The sequence below is a fragment of the Bacillus cereus group sp. N21 genome, from assembly GCF_016483395.1.
GTDB classification, from domain to species: Bacteria; Bacillota; Bacilli; order Bacillales; family Bacillaceae_G; genus Bacillus_A; species Bacillus_A pseudomycoides.
In genome coordinates, this window is the sequence record NZ_JAEHBX010000055.1 from 1 (window position 1) to 16,049 (window position 16,049).

The window sequence follows — 16,049 nt, forward strand, 5'->3', positions numbered from 1 at the left end:
CAAGGCACTTTAGTAGTCCAAGGCAAAACAAACGAGCAAGGTATTGCAAAATTCGAGAAGCTCCCAGTAGGGAAGTACACATATAAAGAAACGCTCGCACCGGAAGGATTCTTAATCAATGAAGAGACATTCTCTTTCGAAATTAAAGTGGATGGCGAGATTATCAAACACACAGTACAAGATAAGAAAAAAGAAGTTCCACCAACACCAGAAAAACCGCAACCAGAAAAGCCAGAACATCCTCAACCAGAGCAACCACAAACACCACAGGTTATCGAAAAACCTGTACCAACAGAGAAACCACACAGAATTGTTAAACAACCAGAACAACCGAAGAAAGTCGAAGGAAAACTTCCAACAACAGGCGGTAAGGCAGAAAATCCATATTGGAAATGGATTGGGGCTACACTTGTAGTACTTGGCGGTATCGCAGCTGTCTATGTATACAGAATGCGTAAAAAAACAAAACAAGAAATGTAAGTAACACTCTCAACTGATAAGGGAGGGCGGGACACAATGTGCGTGTTTGATGTACATTATCAGATTGATGGGATCAAATACAAAAAATCGTATTTGCTAGCATTACCTGAAGACGGGTTTCAGTTGCGAAACAATATACAACATGTTCTATATCAAGACCACCAACAAGCAGTTACAATCCTTTCTACAGATTTAGAAGAGCTATTTTTAGAAGAAGGGTAAAGAGAGAAAGAATGGAAGCGTAAAAAGGCATAAAAATATAGAATATTTCTATTTAACGATATAAAAAGATAAATGAATAAAAGGAGGATTTCTCATGAAACCAATTAAGCACATGCGAAGCAAACGTGGTTTTTATATCGGTAGATTGAGTCAACAAATGCCAAATCAAGCGAATCGTTCAAAACAGTTATCTGAGTTGGCTGGAATTACAGGAAGAGGGATGGCATTTTCAAGTTTTCTAATGACGTTAGCTGGTCATCAAAAAGGGATGAAGCTTATAGATCCAAAAACAGATTTTCACCATCATACACATAAGTGATAGCGTATTTAATTTATGTAAGGATGTTCTTTCATAAGAGCATCCTTCATCAAAAAAAGGAGGAAAGAAACCATGTATACCAATCGACATGAATGCTGGGAAGCTTTTTGGAAAGAGCAAGTCACAGTGGATCAAGAATTAGATTTGGAACAAATGAAACAAGAACTCTTCGAATATAAAACATTGCTAGACCAGATGAATCAACTCCAACATGCATCCGAGCAACCTCACATTTTAGTCCAATTAGCGATAGAACAACGCATACAAAAACACCAACAAAAAGTAGTAGCGCTTGCTTAGTTCATGTAAGAAATGAGGTGAAAAAGTGGCACGTAGTAAGTTTGATAAAGAACTTGAAAACATGCTTGAAAAGAACTGGAAACCGCTTCTTGTTCTAGGGGGTGTGGGCTTTGTCTGGTACTCCAAAGAAAAAATATTGGCGGAAATCATGAAACGTGTACCAACAGCAATTGATATAACAGTTAGTATATGCCGCCTGATCTTGTTAGGAATCTTAATCTATACAATGATCCGCATCGTCCTACATTACTTGTATGTATATTTTGAGAAAAAGCGATATCAATATGTGATGTTTATCCCGCATATCGATGATGACGTGACAACAGAAAAGCTAGGTCAAATGATTCGTCATGTGCATAATACAGGGCGAAAACCATTGGAACGTCTATGGAAAGGGCGAGAATGGTACCGAATGATCATGTTTCGCCCAGAAGGGACAAAAGAACGTGTGCGCTTCTATATTGGCGGTCCCAAAGATGAATTAAAGCGTGTTGTGCAAGCGATGAGAAGTGTGTATGAACATGCTGAAGTCTACGGAGTTTCTCGTAATGAAGTGCCTTTTCCATCTAAAAAAGCAGTAGGTGGACGAATGGTGCTCAAACGAAAACGAGCAGCCACGTTATCACTCGCTCGTTACAAGAAAGATCTGTTACCGATGCTGGGAAACGCAATGGAAGAAAAAACATGGGTAGACATCGCCTTTTCACCAGACAATGGATATCACCTTACAAAAGGGATTCGTAAAGCGGAAAAAGCACTCAAAAAGAAAAAGAAACATGAATTAGACACATTCGAAAAAGAGGAAATCAGAGCATTGAATAAACGTTTCTCAAATAACGAAGTGGCATTTCAGGTATCTGTTTCCTTTGCAAGTGAACATTATCCTGGTGTACCAGTCATTAAAAATATTGGTCATATGGTAGCAAGTATCATGGCCGATGTAAATGAGTTACGGTACAGACGCCTCAAGCGTTGTATGCCCACCGTACCAAATCCGATATATGGAAAGATGGTATGGACCAGTTCAGAACTTTTGAACGTGTTTCACCTTCCAGATGTGACAGGAGATAAAGAAAAGAAGGCAGAACAACGCATTCTTTATTTAGATAAAGGGGAGGCAATGCTGCCAAACGATATGTTAGCGGAAGGAATCGCAATTGGTCACGTCATGCACCCCTATATCAAAGATCGATTAGTAAGAATTAAAGAGAAGTATTTAAGTAACCACGGCTATATCACAGGAAAAGTAGGGAAAGGGAAAAGTTCTTTAGTTATGGCTTTAATGCAGAGTCGTATTGATCGGTGGATTGAAAATCCAGATAAAGAAGGTGGATTCTCATTATTTGATCCAGCACAAGATTTAGCACTTGTTACGATGAATCGTTTGTTAAAAGCAGAGCTTGACGGAAAAACAGTAGATTGGAGCAAAGTTCATTTTATACGCTTTCGAGATACCAAATATCCTCCAGCACTTAATTTACTCCATAGATTTCCAGATGAAGCAGGAGATGAGGTGCAGGCAGTCGTTGAATCTATTATGGAAATTATTAAAACTGTGATTCCAGGGCAAGCGCCGCAAACCGAAAGGTTGCTAGAAAACATAATAGGAACATTGTTATCCGATACCTCACGCATACACACGATTTTGAGTGTCCCACTGTTTATTACAGATGAAGCATTTCGCAGACATGTTTTGAATCATGTAAAAGGGCCACAGAAACAGTACTACATGAACTACTGGGAATTTGAGGTAGAGAACGCATTAGAAGACAGTAAACAGGCGATATTGAACCGTTTAGATATGTTTCGGAATACATCTTACCTCAAGAGAATGTTTGGTCAAACAGACTGTTTTTTAGATATTCGAAAATGGATGGATCACGGTCATATCGTTATCTTTGATGTTCTAGGAATGGGCAAGAAAGATTTAGCTGTGACAGGTGCATATATTGCCAATCAATATCATCGTATTGCACAGAAGCGGCCAATTGGTTCTAAACTACATCTTATGCTTATAGACGAAGCACACGATTTTAAAATACCGATTCTTAGCAAAGTTGTAGCAAAAGACCGTAAGCATGGATTAGGACTTTGGATCTTAACGCAACGAGTAGAGGGGCAATTAGACCCGGATTTAAACGAAGCATTACGAGAAGCGGGTGGTAATTTCTTTGTATGTGGTCAAGGGATGAGATCAGCAAGAATTCTCGAAGGTGTCATGCAAAATAAGTTCAGAGCGGATTATTTGCAAGGCCTACCCAACTTAGTAGCGGCGATTCAAACACAAGAGAAGCTGGAAGGAGATACAGAAGAACGAAACGTTTGGTGTACCGTTCGAATCCCTCCACTAAATCGGTATTTACCTAACGGTAATGTAGCTGATTATCTAAAAAAAGAAGAAACACAAGCCGCAAATGATTGGACCAAATCGAAAATTACAGAATTGGAACAGCATAGTGGCAAATCGGCAGAGGAAATTGATAAAGAAATTGATGAGTTTTTATATACAAAAGCTAAATATCTTACGCCAAAAAATGAAACTACAAAAGCACCAGATCGGCAAGAGAAACAGGCACCTGTCAACTTAGAAAAGGAATCAAAAGTGAAACTTGTAGTGGTGGGTTCAAATGAAGAACGTCCAGCACGTAAGAAAAGAAAAAGTATGTTCGACGACTGGTAAAAGGGGTAATTGTTATGAATGTAGTGGCTTTATTAGAAGAAGACGAACAGGTTTTAGTAAATATATATACGCACCTTTTTGTCGATGTGGAGTACGTCACGATGCGTCATTACGATGGATATAACAAACGCTCTGTATATAATCGTCTCCGTAAGTTAGAAATGGCGAGTTACATTAAAAGTGAATACTTGCCAGTACCGACTATAAGAGGACAAAAGCGATCAAATGTTAGACCTAAGAAGGTGTATACATTAACCAAAAAAGGAGTAGATACCGTACGTGACTTGCGAGGAGATGTGAGGTGGAAAGCCAAATGGTCTGTACGTGCACCGCATTTTGTCTATCACAGTATCATGTTGGCTCATGTAGAGTGTGCGATGACCCATGCGTCTAAGAAGCAAGATTCGAGGATATTAAGAGAGTGGATTAGTGAGGTGCTTGGCACATTTAAATATACGAACAGTAGAAAAAAATCAAAAAAGGAGGGGGCTGGCATTATTCGACCTGATGGAGTAGCGGTCATTGGGAATAAAAGAAACGTTTCGGCAAATGGCATTCTCTTCTTAGAAATGGAGCGCTCTTTTAGTACAAAAGAGGTGCTCATAGAGAAAATAACTCGTTATAACGAATTTATGAGACAACAAAAGATGGATGAATACGTAAAACACGCAGGGATTTCTTACCCTGTCGGGCAGTGTTCCCTTACTTTTATCGCTGGAAGTAAAAACAGAGAAAATGAGTTAATGCGCTATTTAAAAGGTGTTGAAAGTCCAGAAATTCCAGTGTTTATTACATTATACGAAGACATACTACAAAATCCATTTGGCGAGATCTTCCGCGATATTGAAGAAATGGATGAAAAAGTGGGGTTATAAGATCGTGTTCAAATTTATTATTTCGTTTGTTGCAAGCATCATCATATTAGTTGTTTTCTCAGATTGGATCTTTGCAAGAGTACCAGGAGCGCAAGCCGCGTGGGAAGCGATACAAGAAACCGTAATCAAGACGTATCATAGCCAAGGCTGGAAAGGGGTACTGATTTTGGGAGTCGTTGCAGTTGGTGTATATAAAATGGTGGATCGATAGAGGTGAAAATTATGATGGATATGCATCCAATTACGCTTGTAAAGTGTTTAGGACTAGGGATATGTTTATATTCGCTTTTAGGGGTACTTATTTGTGCCAAGCGAAAACAGTGGGAAGGCTGCATGAAATTCTTAGGGTATGGCATGGTGGGTTTGGCTTTTGGCTTGAGTGAAGGAATTGTAGAGGTTGCAAAATATATTGGTGGTCCCATCGCATTTGGTGGTGGATCTTAGCGAATAAAGGGGTGAGGGATTGTGCCGATAATTGGTTTGAATCCTGATTACATGCAAGGAAATCATCTAGTGGAGAGCATTGTAATAAGTATTTTACTACTCATTGCAATTGTCCGTTTGGTTCAACTGAAAAAATGGGGGATGAGTACGTTAAGTTTTGGAGTATGTTTGTTTCTTCTCATTGTAATATTTTTTGGGGATGAACTAGCGGAGATAGCACCAATGATAGGTGGTCCAATCAATCTAGGGTTTTAACAGCTAAGAAAAAGTTTATAGGATTTGGTCATGTTCCAAAAAATCGTAAAAAGAAAGGATGGAACGACATGTTTATCTATAAGGAAACATACGAACGAGGAAATTTGGAAGAGGCAGATTGCCGGTTTATAGATCAGGTTTGCAGTCAGCTCGATTGCGGGGAAAGTTATGATATTTGTTTATCTATGACAGATACGTATCTACAGAAAATTTTGGTGATGGGAAATGGAAAGATACTTGAAATAGAGATTGGCCTACATCTAGACGAATTGGAATGGAAATGTGATTGTAAAGAACTCACAAAAGAAAAAGCAATTTCAGAAGTGGAATATGAATTAAGTTGCTACAACAATTTTCAACAGGCACGAATGGAGAAAGGCTGGGGGTTTAAAAAAGAGGTAGAAAGCTTTCTTGAACTGTTAAAAGGAAAGGAGAGTGCATGATGGAAAGCGTTCTGGAAGTGAATTGTGATGAAGGGAGGAACTGTTCATGTGGAAGAAGATAAGGAATTGGTTTCAAAAAACCAAAAATGGAAAAGAAGGTGAACCACGTAAGGCATTACGTGTTCCCACTTATAGAGGTAGATTGATAGGGAAATGGCTTTTTTGGGGGATATTAGCTTGGATGTTTTTCGTCTCTTGTTCAACGGTCTTCAAAACAATGAAGGCAGATGCCAAAGTCACACCACAAACAGAAACAAAACAAGTCGTACCCAAGCAAAACCTTGCGACACGCCCAGAAGCGATTGAGTTTGCACGTTTATTTACAAAGGAGTACTTCACTTGGAAACGAGGAGAGGAAGACCTTAAAAAGCGTGCAGAGCGCTTAAAAGGGTATTTGTCACAAACCAGTGATTCGCAAGCTGGAATAGAAACAAATGGTTTACAGTGGGATTCTGATTTTCTCTATGCAACGATTCTAAAAGTGAATGAAACGAAGGAGAATGAAGCGAACGTCATTTTTAAAGTGAAATATAAATTGCATCGTCAGAAGCCAGATAACAGCGGGGAAGAAGTGAAAGAAGTTTGGCAACAAGTGTCCATCCCAGTCCAAACTGATGGGAAAGCTTTTGTTATAAATGGGTTACCACAGGTTGTAAAAGTTAAGGAGAAAGCAACGGTAAAAGAAACAGAAGATGAACGAGAAGAAGTAAAAGATGTGAAGGTAAAAACAGAGATTCGTGAGTTTTTACCAACATTCTTTAAATCGTATACAACGGCATCACAAAAAGAATTAGCTTATGTACTTGAGAATCCTGGTATTAAAGGGTTAGAAGGATCCATGAGGTTGGATAAGATCATTTCTTCTAAAGTGTATCCAAGTAAAACGAAGGGTTCTTATGAGGTGAAGGCAGAGGTTACCTTGATTGATGCAAATTCAGAGACAAAAATGAAAGCTTCTTATACCTTGACTGTGAAAGAAACTGGAAAGCAATTTGTTGTGAAAGACCTACAAAATTAAGGAATCGAGAGGAGAATGTATATGTTTGATATCATGAATCATTTGATGTTAGGAATGGGTTTAGAGGGAGTTTTTGAAGAGGCGAAGACACAAGGAACATATGCACTATACATTGTGTTTATCGGAATTGGTGTTTACTTAGGATTTAAGCGTGCTTGGACATTATTTGCATCTTTAGTTGTAGGGGGCGGGGCATTGGTATTCTTTATTAATAAACCAGACGCATTGAAAGCCATCGGAACGTTTCTCGGTGGACTTGTCGGCCTGTAAGAAAAGGGAGGAAACAGCATGCAAGAACCAAAACAAAATGGAATCGTAGTGTATTGTTTCGGCAGCTATATGAATTTCATGAGAAGACAATATGAACTTATGGGGAAAAGGCTTCCTCGTGCTGTTACGTGGCGTGCAATGGGGTACTTTGTAGTGGTAGAAGCGGTGCTAGTAGCGCTCCGCTTCCTTCCCCCTTTTACATGGTGGCTCAGTGATACCATTGATCAATTTTATCTCGTGTACTACATTGTTCTCCCTATTTTTCTTATCTGGGGTGTGGACCAATACAAAACAGATGATAAATCCCTTTTTTCCTATGTACGATCTTGTACGACATTTACATTTCGAAATCATCGAAGAAGTCGTTTAGCTCCTATGCCGAAATTAACCAAACATGTTGTGCGAGGAACAACGTTCATACAGTATCAACCGCATGATGTTCAAAGTATGCAACAAATAGATCAAAAGAGCACAGATATACATGCCTATTCATTAACATTTTTAAATCAAGAGGAGGAATGTAAGAATGTTGAAAAGTATGAAACGCAATCCACTGAAACACATTGAAAAAAATTTGGCGTTTAGTATAGATGGTCGCTGTTCCTCGGTATATGAAGTAAACGGATTTGGATATGATCACAAAGATGAAAGTACAAAAAAAGCGTATTACCGCAATCAACTCGCTTTATTTACCCACCAAGAATACGATGTACAGTTTCTTGTCATTCCACGGACAACAGATTGTGATGAAATCATCGATCAACATATCCATACATTGAAAGGACCGCTGGCACCAACAGGACATTTCTTTTTTGAACAGGTGAAAAAGTACCTTCGGAACTCATCACTTGCAAAAGAAAGCATGGAGTACCGCTTTTACGTACTGGTTCAGATGAATCAAGCAAAAAAGGAACGGAAAATTATCAATCCTGTCGTAGAATCTATGAAATTCTTCAAAAAAACATGGGAGGGCTTCACACAAACAGCGCACAACGTTTCAGGATTAGGGGCAACAGATATTTTAGAAGAGGAAATCGAATCGTATTTAGAAACAGAAGAACTTGTTTATCATCAAGTACGTAGCGCTTTTCAAAATACAAAACGTGCCAATCCAACCTCTATTCGTTTTCTCTTCCAACATAACTTTACACGCGGTATGACAGAACCGATCCACAATAAACAATGGAAAGTGGGCTCCACACTTGAAATGGAAAATGAACAAGGGGAAACAGTACGGGTGAGGCGACCAGACTTACAGAAGATGATTCAGTTAACAGATTGCATCATTGATGAAAGTCCAGGGCGTTCTCTGGTGCTGGAACAACAGAATGAACAGGGAGAAATAGAAACAGCGCATGTAGCCTTTCTAGCTATGAAAAGTATGCCAGAAGCATCTGTTTTCCCAGGGGGAGAGTGGATTTATAGACTGCAATCTCAAGCTTTGAAATTCCCTGTTGAAATGAGTATTCGTGCGCATCACTTAGAAAATCAAATGGTCACGAAAAAATTAACAAATAGTGAAATGGAATTAGAAGATCAACAAAAACAAGCGATGATGGGACGCGGCTCAAAGGATATGACGATTGAGAGAAAAAGGCAAGGCGTTCGTATTGTCAAAGATCGTTTTGAGACTTCAGGTGCTCCAGGATATGAATTAAGCGTCTTGTTTTGTGTGTACGCTCCTGATGCGAAGACATTGCAAACGAGAATCGAAGCACTTAAAACGGAATATAGAAAAATGAAAATAGAACTGGTAAATTCATTTGGAGATCAACTGGCTTACTTTTATGAATTTCTACCAGGTTCCAAACGATACAACAAAGATTTTAAATTGTTTGTAGAACCAGGCATACTCGCACAAGGGATGTTTGGTGCTACAACACAAATCGGGGACAATCAAGGTTTCTACTTTGCAAAAACCAAAAAATTAAATCGACCTGTCTTCATTCGTCCAGACTTGGCAGCGAAAGCACTTGAATACATCATTACAGAGTTTGAGAGTTTATCCGTCATGTTTGCGGGGCAAACCGGGAAAGGAAAGTCGTTCCTCATGAACCTGTTAGCCTTTTGGATTGTTCTTAGCGGTGGAAGAGCATTTATAGTGGATCCGAAGGGTGACAGGGGCAAATGGAGCAAGTTGTTACCAGGATTTAATAAGCCAGAGATGGGATTTTTAGAAATCTGGACACTTGGAAAGGAAAAAGAAGATGCCGGCTGTTTGGATCCATTTCGAATCAGCGCAACAACAGAAGATGCGAAGAGCTTGGCACTTGAAGTCTTAACATCTTTATCAGAAGTCGGGTTAAATGATACAAGGTACGATTACTTGTATAAAGCCATTGAAATTGTTGCAAAGGAAAAAGACGCATGTTTAACGTTAGTTCGTGTAGAGCTGGAAAAAATGAAATTACATGAAAATTTATTACCAACTGAGCGAGAACAATTAAATGCATTAACAAATCGATTGGCAACGTTAGAAAGTATCCAGCTCGGGGATTTATTATTTGGGAAACCAGGTCAAAATTACCGTGTCATCAGCCTAGAAAGACCATTACAGGTGGTACAAATTCAGCATTTACAGATTCCAAAAGGAGACCCGCATACAAATGAAAGTGTAACAGATAAGTTGTCACGTAGCATTTTAGTCACGCTTGGTGCATTCGCAAAATCGATGATGCATTCAGACCGTGAAGTATTTAAGATTTACATGTTAGATGAAGCATCCAGTATGTTAAAAAATCGTGAGGGTGGCCGTATCTCCGATAAAATTATTCGAGAAGGGCGTTATCATAACATGGGGTTGTATTCGGGAACACAAAACGCATCGGATTATAATTCGGAAAATAGAGAGATTGCGAACGTTGGAATGAAGTTCTGTTTTTCTCTGAAGTATGATGATGAGGCAAAGGAAATGCTGAAATATTATAACCTACCTATCACGGAAGAAAATGTGCGAATGCTTAGAGAGCTTAGAAGGGGCGAAGCATTGTTCCAGGACATTTACGGTAGAACAGCGATTGTAGATATTGATCCCGTATTCGAAGAATTGGCACATGCATTTGATTCCTCTACCAAAACCGATGAAGAACGTTCCATGCAAATGGCGTAAAGCGTAGTACAATACAGGTAAGAAAAGTCTAAATTATCTGTATATGGAGGATGAGGGAAATGAAAAAAATGAAATTTGTATCTGGAATGTGTGTGGCAGGGATGTTAGTAATCGGTGGAATGGTTGGCTGTGGAACGAGCGAAACAAAAAGTACAGCAAACCAAAAAGAAAGCCAAAAAGAACGAGATATGAAGGAAGCTGATAAAGCCGCGATGGTGTATATAAGAGAATTAATTGAACTTGATTCATCGAAATTAGAAGCATTGTTATATAAACCGTATGAATTTATTGAGGGAGGAAAGACATATCCAGGAATTAGTAAGGAGATGAAGGAAAGGTATGATTTGTATCGTTATGATTTAAAAGAAGAGAAAGAAGAGTACTATTATCATGTTGTATATTTTGATCCCGTTGAAAAAAGGCAGAGAAGTGAAGATTTAAGAATGATAAAAGATGAGAAAGACGGAAAGTGGAAAAATTACGAATGGGCATGGGATGCTAATAATAGTTTAGAGTCCATTGTTGGCAGTATGAAGCCAACACATGTCCATAAATGGGGGCAAAAGGAATGAAAAAATTACTTTCACTTTGCATGATTTTGGTATTTCTACTCATGCCGCTAGGGTCATCCGTTACCCTAGCGGAAGAAGAGAAAAAACCAGAACAAACTGGAGCACGTATATCAGAAAACCTATTCAAAGGATACACAGATGACGTGTATAAAGATAAGTATTATGAAATTGATACAGAATCCCCTAAGAAGGATGAAAAAGGAACTTTAGAAAAAATAGGCGGTTATTTTTTTGGAGATGACAGCGTAGGGCAAGATATCCAGCGTATGATTTACAGTACCTGTCAGTGGTTTGTGAATTTGGCCTTTAAACTGAACATCATGTTAACACAACTTACGATGTTTTTAGTAGATCAAGCGTTGAATTTAGATATTGTTTCAGGTGTAGCGGATAAATTAGCAGCATCCATGCAAAATATCTCTGGTATTGGTGAAGATGAAGAGGGGAATGTAAACTTTTTAAGTGGAGGGTTATTTCCATCTATCATTAGCTTGATGTGCGTATTATCAGCATGCTATGCAGCATATGTCTTTTTTATAAAGCGTCAGCCGACAGCGGGATTAAATGAACTGGTGAAAACAGTGTTAGTGATTGCGTTTATTCTCGTCTTTATTGGAAATGCAGGTACTGTACTGAAAACTGCAAATACAATTAGTTCGGAAGTTAGTACAACGATTTTAGCGAAGGCAACAGGTACAGTCGCTGGAGATCCAGGTCGCTCACAAAAACAGGCAATATCTTCAGTTAAGAAACAAATTTGGAGTATTTTAGTAGAAAGACCGTACTTATTTATGCAGTATGGAGAAGATTCAAAGGAGAAGATTGGTGAAGAGCGTGTTAATAAATTATTAAAAACAGCACCTGGTAAAGACAGAAATACAATTGTAGATGATGAAGTGAAAAAACAGAAAAACCAAATGATGAAATTAGATTCAGTAGGAGATCGAATGATATTTACGATTATCTACTATATTGTAAATACATTTATAGGGATTCCTATTCTTGCATTCTGTTTGCTGATTGTAGCTTTCCAATTATGGTTCCTTGTCATGAGTTTAATTGCACCAATTGTTTTAGCTGTAGCTTTATTACCAGGGCATCGTAAAGTCATTGAGAGCTGGGTAACACAATGGATTAGACCACTCGCATTAAAAGTCTTAATGTCTATTATGTTGGTTATTATTTTCACAGTATCAGAGTTATTGTATGTGTTACCAGAAGCAGGGCTTGCGGGATATGTATCAACAATGGTGTTCCAAATTATCGTGTTTATCTTATGTTATATCTTCCGTGACAGCATTACAGCATCCTTCAAGAAAACAAAAAACATCTATAAAACAATAACGGATATCTCGCTCATGACAGAGAACTTCGCAAATCGTGGAAAAGAAATGGCGATGGATGTAGGTGGGGCAGTAAGTGAACGAGTTGGAGATCATTTTAATTCAGCAGCCGAATTAGTTGCAGCTGGTGAGCCAGAACCGATAGAAAAGGGAGAAACAAAAGAAGAGGAAGATAAGAAACCAAAACTCGCGAAAGTAGATGTTCCAGCCGATTTGTCAGCTTATGAGAAGAATGAAGAGAGCGAAGAAGATGAAGAAAACAGTAAAAGTAAACAACTTACTTCTTTACAAGATAACGTGCAAAAAGAAGGGGAAGATGTGGCGGAACAGAATGAACAAGAGGTTCCAGAGCAACAACTTGCACGCTTGGATCCAGAGGAATTAGAAAAAGCATTGGAAACAGCTGAAGAAGCGGGAGCAATAGATACTGAAAATCAGGACCAAGATAGAGAATATGCGAGTTTAGGAGAATTTACAGATACAACACCACTAGAAGAGAATCTAGAGGAGTTATCACACTTAGATATTCCACAAGAACATATATCCGATGACATAGTACCAAATGGTCCAGTAGCATTAGATGAAAATGTTATTCCAGAAATCATGCCAGAACAAATAGGCACTGAAGGAGTTATTTATCGGCAAGATACAGATATAGATGTCGAGTCACCTATACAAGAAAATATAACTGAAACACCTACCATTTCAGCACCAAGGGAAACGGCAACTATTCCAGCTGCAGTAAACCCAGATGGAGAAATTCGTCCAAAACAAGAAATCGGGATTCCGGTAACGCCATCAGAAATTGCAAATACAAATGTAGGTTCTATGGCGTCACAAGGTGTTATTGAAACGCCAATTGTATCTATTTCAGATTTAATCCCAGCAACCATAACCCCAGATGGAGAAATTCGCCCACAACAAGAAATCGGAGTTCCAGTACTGCCATCAGAAATTGCAACTTCAACTATTACAGCAAATACACACGTGGATGCTGTGGTACCACAAGATGTTATTGAAACACTTAGTGTATCGACACCAAATGAAACAGTAACTATTCCGGATTTAATTTCAGCTACAGTAAGCCCAGATGGGAAGATTGAACCACGACAAGAAATTGAAGTTCAAACACCACCTGTTATTCCGGATGCTATAGCTGCTGGAAGTGAAGATTGGAACTTGTCAACACAGGAGCCAAAACAATTAAATCATCTAGACTCAATGGAAGACAAATAACATTCTAGAGTGTGAGGGTATCCCTCACCTCTAGTTCCAATATGGGAAGGGGGAAGTAGGTGATGAAGGCACAAATTAAAGAGCACATCGATGAGATGGTGCAAGAAGAACTTGTAAAGAATACGCAAAAAAAGAAAAAGAAACCTGGGAAACTTCGAATCTTTTTCTTTATCTTACTTGCTAAGATTTTCGGTGTGTTATTGTTTTTTAGTTTCCTTGTATTTGTATTGTTTGGGCAAGGAATTGGAAAGAAAGAGGAGGCGACGCCATCATCTACGGTCCAAAGTAATGGGATGACAGTGTGTCGTCCAGGTGGGAAGACAGTGACGCTGGAAGAAATCCAACCGCATTTAGGTGGTGTGTTCACGGGGCAGGCACAGTCTTTTTTAAACGCAGGAACACAAAATCAAATTGATCCTGTTTTACTAGCAGCGATAGCGAAACTAGAGACGGGGAACGGTACTTCAAACGCTGTTAAAAATTATAATAATCCAGGTGGTTTGATGGACCCAAGTAGTTCTCAAATGAAGGGATTTCAGAAGTTTGCCACACTTGAAGAAGGGATTAGCGCCATGGCGCGCAACTTATATAAAAACTATATTGGCATGGGGATTACAACGATTGAAGCAATTGGCGCCAAATATGCACCACCAGGTGCCGCAAATGATCCACATGGTACGAATGGGTTGTGGCCCATATTGGTAACGAAATTTGTCGGTCAAATGGGAGGGCTGTCGTTTAATTGCGAAGCTGGGAAGCCTGTGGGCGTCGTGGATACAGGAACAGCAAGTTCGCAAGGTTTTATCCGTCCGATTGCACAAACGACGATTACAAGCCCATTTGGGCCACGTTGGGGTACGATTCATAAAGGTATTGATTATTCTTGCCAAGACGGTGTCACCGCAATAGCTTCGTCGAAAAGTGGGGTTGTAGAATTAGCGAAGTTTGGAGAAGGCGGTTCTGGGTTCGGCGGCTATGGAAATGTCGTTGTAATCAATCATGGAAATGGATATTGGAGTCTATATGGTCATATGTCATCTATTACGGTACAAGAAGGACAGAACATTGGAGTCGGCCAGCAAGTCGGTGTTTGCGGAAAGACAGGGCAAGTTACAGGACCGCACTTACATTTTGAAATCAAAACATCCTTTAAATTTGGGCAAGTCGATCCAGCGCCATTTTTACCACAATGATAGGGGGGAATGAGAATGAAACAAGGGATAGCAGCCATTCTAATTGTTGGGCTTGTCATCACAAGTACCTGGTTATGGAGCCAAAATCGTACATTGCAAAATAAAGTGCAAAAAACAGAGAAGAAATGGACGGAACAAGTCAAAGAATTGACAGCAGAAAATAAAGCGCTCCAAAAACGGATTACCGTGTTAACAGAAAATACACAAGACAAAGGGCAGGAAGTAGCCAAAAAATTTGTGACACTTCTTATGCAGCAAGATAACCAACAAAAAGAAAAGTCTGGATTAACACAGATCAAAGAAATGGTGACAGGAGAGGCAAAGAGAAAGTTATTTGAAGCGCCTGAGGATGCACATGGACATTTAATGGATCCTTCGCTTCAGATTCAGACAAAAGCAAACATTACAGATATGTATTACAGGAAGACGGCTGATAATAAAGCAGATGTAAACGTGAAATACGATTATGTGGCTACGATAAATGGTACAGAGCAACAACAAAAACACACGATGAAGCTTTATTTGGTATTAGAGGAGGAAGAATGGTTTGTAGAAAATTATGAGTTTCAAATCAATGCAGGAACTGAAGGTCCATAATACGGAAATGGAAGGGGAGAGGATATGAATCAAAACATGTTACACCATATCGGTCATGAAATATTACAGGAAACATTCCTACTCATTCGAAATGTATTTTCACATTCAGGAGATGATTTTTATAGTATGAAATACGTGCGAGATATTGTTGATGCCATCCATAATATCCCGCATTCCATTCAGAAACAGAATGATAAGTTTTTAGACTTTGAACTGAAACTGTTACAAGAAACTTTGATGAATATGGATTTTGGAAAAGTGGTTGCACAAAATGTTCCGTATTTTAGAGCGTTTACTACACATGTACATCATGTATTACAGAAAAGGTATGAAAGGATATAACACAATAGAAATGGGGCGATGTGGAATGATCGCAATCGGAATAGGGCTGTCAGTTTTGCTGATAGCCTATTTGTGTATCCAGGTATATCCGTTTCAAGAGCAAAAGTTAGAACATGGCAAATATGATGGATATGGTTTTTGGTTTATTCTTTGGACTGGATTCTCTATGTATATATCTGATCATGTTTTGCAAGAAAGTGAGTTGCAATGGAGCATCAAAATGGGAGGAGCCATTTTGATGACAGGAATTGGAGTTGCATGTGTGGGAAAACAGCTTATATATGATTTTCAACATAAAAAGTTCCCATTCCAGAAAAAATGACACTTCAGATTTGCTTGTAATTGATTTTA

General features: G+C 38.9%; 20 protein-coding genes. All 20 read left to right on the forward strand.

What is annotated here, in order from left to right; translation table 11 throughout:
* The coding region (locus JDS96_RS22885) for a prealbumin-like fold domain-containing protein (RefSeq protein ID WP_199668100.1) at nt 1–480 on the forward strand (480 nt) is incomplete at its 5' end.
* A gap of 36 nt (nt 481–516) precedes the next feature.
* On the forward strand, nt 517–702 hold the full coding sequence (locus JDS96_RS22890) for a hypothetical protein (protein ID WP_086401766.1): 186 nt from the start codon (nt 517–519) through the stop codon (nt 700–702).
* Between the two features lie 94 nt (nt 703–796).
* A complete protein-coding gene (locus tag JDS96_RS22895; RefSeq protein WP_199668101.1) occupies nt 797–1,021 on the forward strand; it encodes a hypothetical protein in 225 nt (74 codons plus the stop codon).
* Between the two features lie 72 nt (nt 1,022–1,093).
* Nucleotides 1,094–1,321 (forward strand): hypothetical protein, encoded by a 228-nt coding sequence (locus tag JDS96_RS22900; protein WP_199668102.1) that lies wholly within the window; start codon nt 1,094–1,096, stop codon nt 1,319–1,321.
* 25 nt (nt 1,322–1,346) lie between these two features.
* A complete protein-coding gene (locus JDS96_RS22905) occupies nt 1,347–4,001 on the forward strand; it encodes an ATP-binding protein (protein ID WP_199668103.1) in 2,655 nt (884 codons plus the stop codon).
* Nucleotides 4,002–4,015: 14 nt separating this feature from the next.
* Complete coding sequence (locus tag JDS96_RS22910; RefSeq protein ID WP_199668104.1) at nt 4,016–4,876, forward strand: replication-relaxation family protein; 861 nt, start codon at nt 4,016–4,018, stop codon at nt 4,874–4,876.
* Nucleotides 4,877–4,880: 4 nt separating this feature from the next.
* A complete protein-coding gene (locus tag JDS96_RS22915; RefSeq protein WP_199668105.1) occupies nt 4,881–5,087 on the forward strand; it encodes a hypothetical protein in 207 nt (68 codons plus the stop codon).
* 14 nt (nt 5,088–5,101) lie between these two features.
* Complete coding sequence (locus tag JDS96_RS22920; RefSeq protein ID WP_242479969.1) at nt 5,102–5,320, forward strand: hypothetical protein; 219 nt, start codon at nt 5,102–5,104, stop codon at nt 5,318–5,320.
* Between the two features lie 21 nt (nt 5,321–5,341).
* Nucleotides 5,342–5,575: a hypothetical protein gene (locus tag JDS96_RS22925; protein WP_199668106.1), complete on the forward strand. Its 234-nt coding sequence runs from the start codon at nt 5,342–5,344 to the stop codon at nt 5,573–5,575.
* A 68-nt stretch (nt 5,576–5,643) separates the two neighbouring features.
* The gene (locus tag JDS96_RS22930) at nt 5,644–6,018 is read left to right on the forward strand and encodes a hypothetical protein (protein ID WP_137013898.1); all 375 of its coding nucleotides are present in this window, start codon (nt 5,644–5,646) and stop codon (nt 6,016–6,018) included.
* A 46-nt stretch (nt 6,019–6,064) separates the two neighbouring features.
* The gene (locus JDS96_RS22935; RefSeq protein ID WP_199668107.1) at nt 6,065–7,036 is read left to right on the forward strand and encodes a conjugal transfer protein; all 972 of its coding nucleotides are present in this window, start codon (nt 6,065–6,067) and stop codon (nt 7,034–7,036) included.
* Nucleotides 7,037–7,057: 21 nt separating this feature from the next.
* A complete protein-coding gene (locus JDS96_RS22940; protein ID WP_078176905.1) occupies nt 7,058–7,306 on the forward strand; it encodes a TcpD family membrane protein in 249 nt (82 codons plus the stop codon).
* Between the two features lie 18 nt (nt 7,307–7,324).
* Nucleotides 7,325–7,873, forward strand: a complete 549-nt coding sequence (locus tag JDS96_RS22945) for a TcpE family conjugal transfer membrane protein (protein WP_199668108.1) — start codon at nt 7,325–7,327, stop codon at nt 7,871–7,873.
* Nucleotides 7,833–10,415: an ATP-binding protein gene (locus tag JDS96_RS22950; protein ID WP_199668109.1), complete on the forward strand. Its 2,583-nt coding sequence runs from the start codon at nt 7,833–7,835 to the stop codon at nt 10,413–10,415. The genes JDS96_RS22945 and JDS96_RS22950 overlap by 41 nt, the downstream gene beginning before the upstream one ends.
* A gap of 59 nt (nt 10,416–10,474) precedes the next feature.
* A complete protein-coding gene (locus JDS96_RS22955) occupies nt 10,475–10,987 on the forward strand; it encodes a hypothetical protein (protein WP_199668110.1) in 513 nt (170 codons plus the stop codon).
* Nucleotides 10,984–13,566 (forward strand): CD3337/EF1877 family mobilome membrane protein, encoded by a 2,583-nt coding sequence (locus JDS96_RS22960; protein ID WP_199668111.1) that lies wholly within the window; start codon nt 10,984–10,986, stop codon nt 13,564–13,566. Before JDS96_RS22955 ends, JDS96_RS22960 begins: the two co-directional genes overlap by 4 nt.
* Nucleotides 13,567–13,628: 62 nt before the next feature.
* Nucleotides 13,629–14,759 (forward strand): peptidoglycan DD-metalloendopeptidase family protein, encoded by a 1,131-nt coding sequence (locus tag JDS96_RS22965; RefSeq protein ID WP_199668112.1) that lies wholly within the window; start codon nt 13,629–13,631, stop codon nt 14,757–14,759.
* Nucleotides 14,760–14,774: 15 nt separating this feature from the next.
* Complete coding sequence (locus JDS96_RS22970) at nt 14,775–15,356, forward strand: hypothetical protein (RefSeq protein ID WP_199668113.1); 582 nt, start codon at nt 14,775–14,777, stop codon at nt 15,354–15,356.
* A 24-nt stretch (nt 15,357–15,380) separates the two neighbouring features.
* Nucleotides 15,381–15,698, forward strand: coding sequence for a hypothetical protein (locus tag JDS96_RS22975; protein WP_199668114.1), 318 nt, complete (start codon nt 15,381–15,383; stop codon nt 15,696–15,698).
* A gap of 25 nt (nt 15,699–15,723) precedes the next feature.
* Nucleotides 15,724–16,020, forward strand: coding sequence for a hypothetical protein (locus tag JDS96_RS22980; protein WP_199668115.1), 297 nt, complete (start codon nt 15,724–15,726; stop codon nt 16,018–16,020).
* The last annotated feature ends 29 nt before the right edge of the window (nt 16,021–16,049 follow it).

Bases quoted from the DNA above. Each gene is read 5' to 3' on its own strand.
- JDS96_RS22955 (WP_199668110.1), top strand. From the start codon at position 10,475: ATGAAAAAAATGAAATTTGTATCTGGAATGTGTGTGGCAGGGATGTTA.
- JDS96_RS22980 (WP_199668115.1), top strand. From the start codon at position 15,724: ATGATCGCAATCGGAATAGGGCTGTCAGTTTTGCTGATAGCCTATTTG.
- JDS96_RS22970 (WP_199668113.1), top strand. From the start codon at position 14,775: ATGAAACAAGGGATAGCAGCCATTCTAATTGTTGGGCTTGTCATCACA.
- JDS96_RS22950 (WP_199668109.1), top strand. From the start codon at position 7,833: ATGTTGAAAAGTATGAAACGCAATCCACTGAAACACATTGAAAAAAAT.
- JDS96_RS22910 (WP_199668104.1), top strand. From the start codon at position 4,016: ATGAATGTAGTGGCTTTATTAGAAGAAGACGAACAGGTTTTAGTAAAT.
- JDS96_RS22935 (WP_199668107.1), top strand. From the start codon at position 6,065: ATGTGGAAGAAGATAAGGAATTGGTTTCAAAAAACCAAAAATGGAAAA.
- JDS96_RS22890 (WP_086401766.1), top strand. From the start codon at position 517: ATGTGCGTGTTTGATGTACATTATCAGATTGATGGGATCAAATACAAA.
- JDS96_RS22940 (WP_078176905.1), top strand. From the start codon at position 7,058: ATGTTTGATATCATGAATCATTTGATGTTAGGAATGGGTTTAGAGGGA.
- JDS96_RS22945 (WP_199668108.1), top strand. From the start codon at position 7,325: ATGCAAGAACCAAAACAAAATGGAATCGTAGTGTATTGTTTCGGCAGC.
- JDS96_RS22920 (WP_242479969.1), top strand. From the start codon at position 5,102: ATGGATATGCATCCAATTACGCTTGTAAAGTGTTTAGGACTAGGGATA.
- JDS96_RS22975 (WP_199668114.1), top strand. From the start codon at position 15,381: ATGAATCAAAACATGTTACACCATATCGGTCATGAAATATTACAGGAA.
- JDS96_RS22930 (WP_137013898.1), top strand. From the start codon at position 5,644: ATGTTTATCTATAAGGAAACATACGAACGAGGAAATTTGGAAGAGGCA.
- JDS96_RS22960 (WP_199668111.1), top strand. From the start codon at position 10,984: ATGAAAAAATTACTTTCACTTTGCATGATTTTGGTATTTCTACTCATG.
- JDS96_RS22895 (WP_199668101.1), top strand. From the start codon at position 797: ATGAAACCAATTAAGCACATGCGAAGCAAACGTGGTTTTTATATCGGT.
- JDS96_RS22965 (WP_199668112.1), top strand. From the start codon at position 13,629: ATGAAGGCACAAATTAAAGAGCACATCGATGAGATGGTGCAAGAAGAA.
- JDS96_RS22900 (WP_199668102.1), top strand. From the start codon at position 1,094: ATGTATACCAATCGACATGAATGCTGGGAAGCTTTTTGGAAAGAGCAA.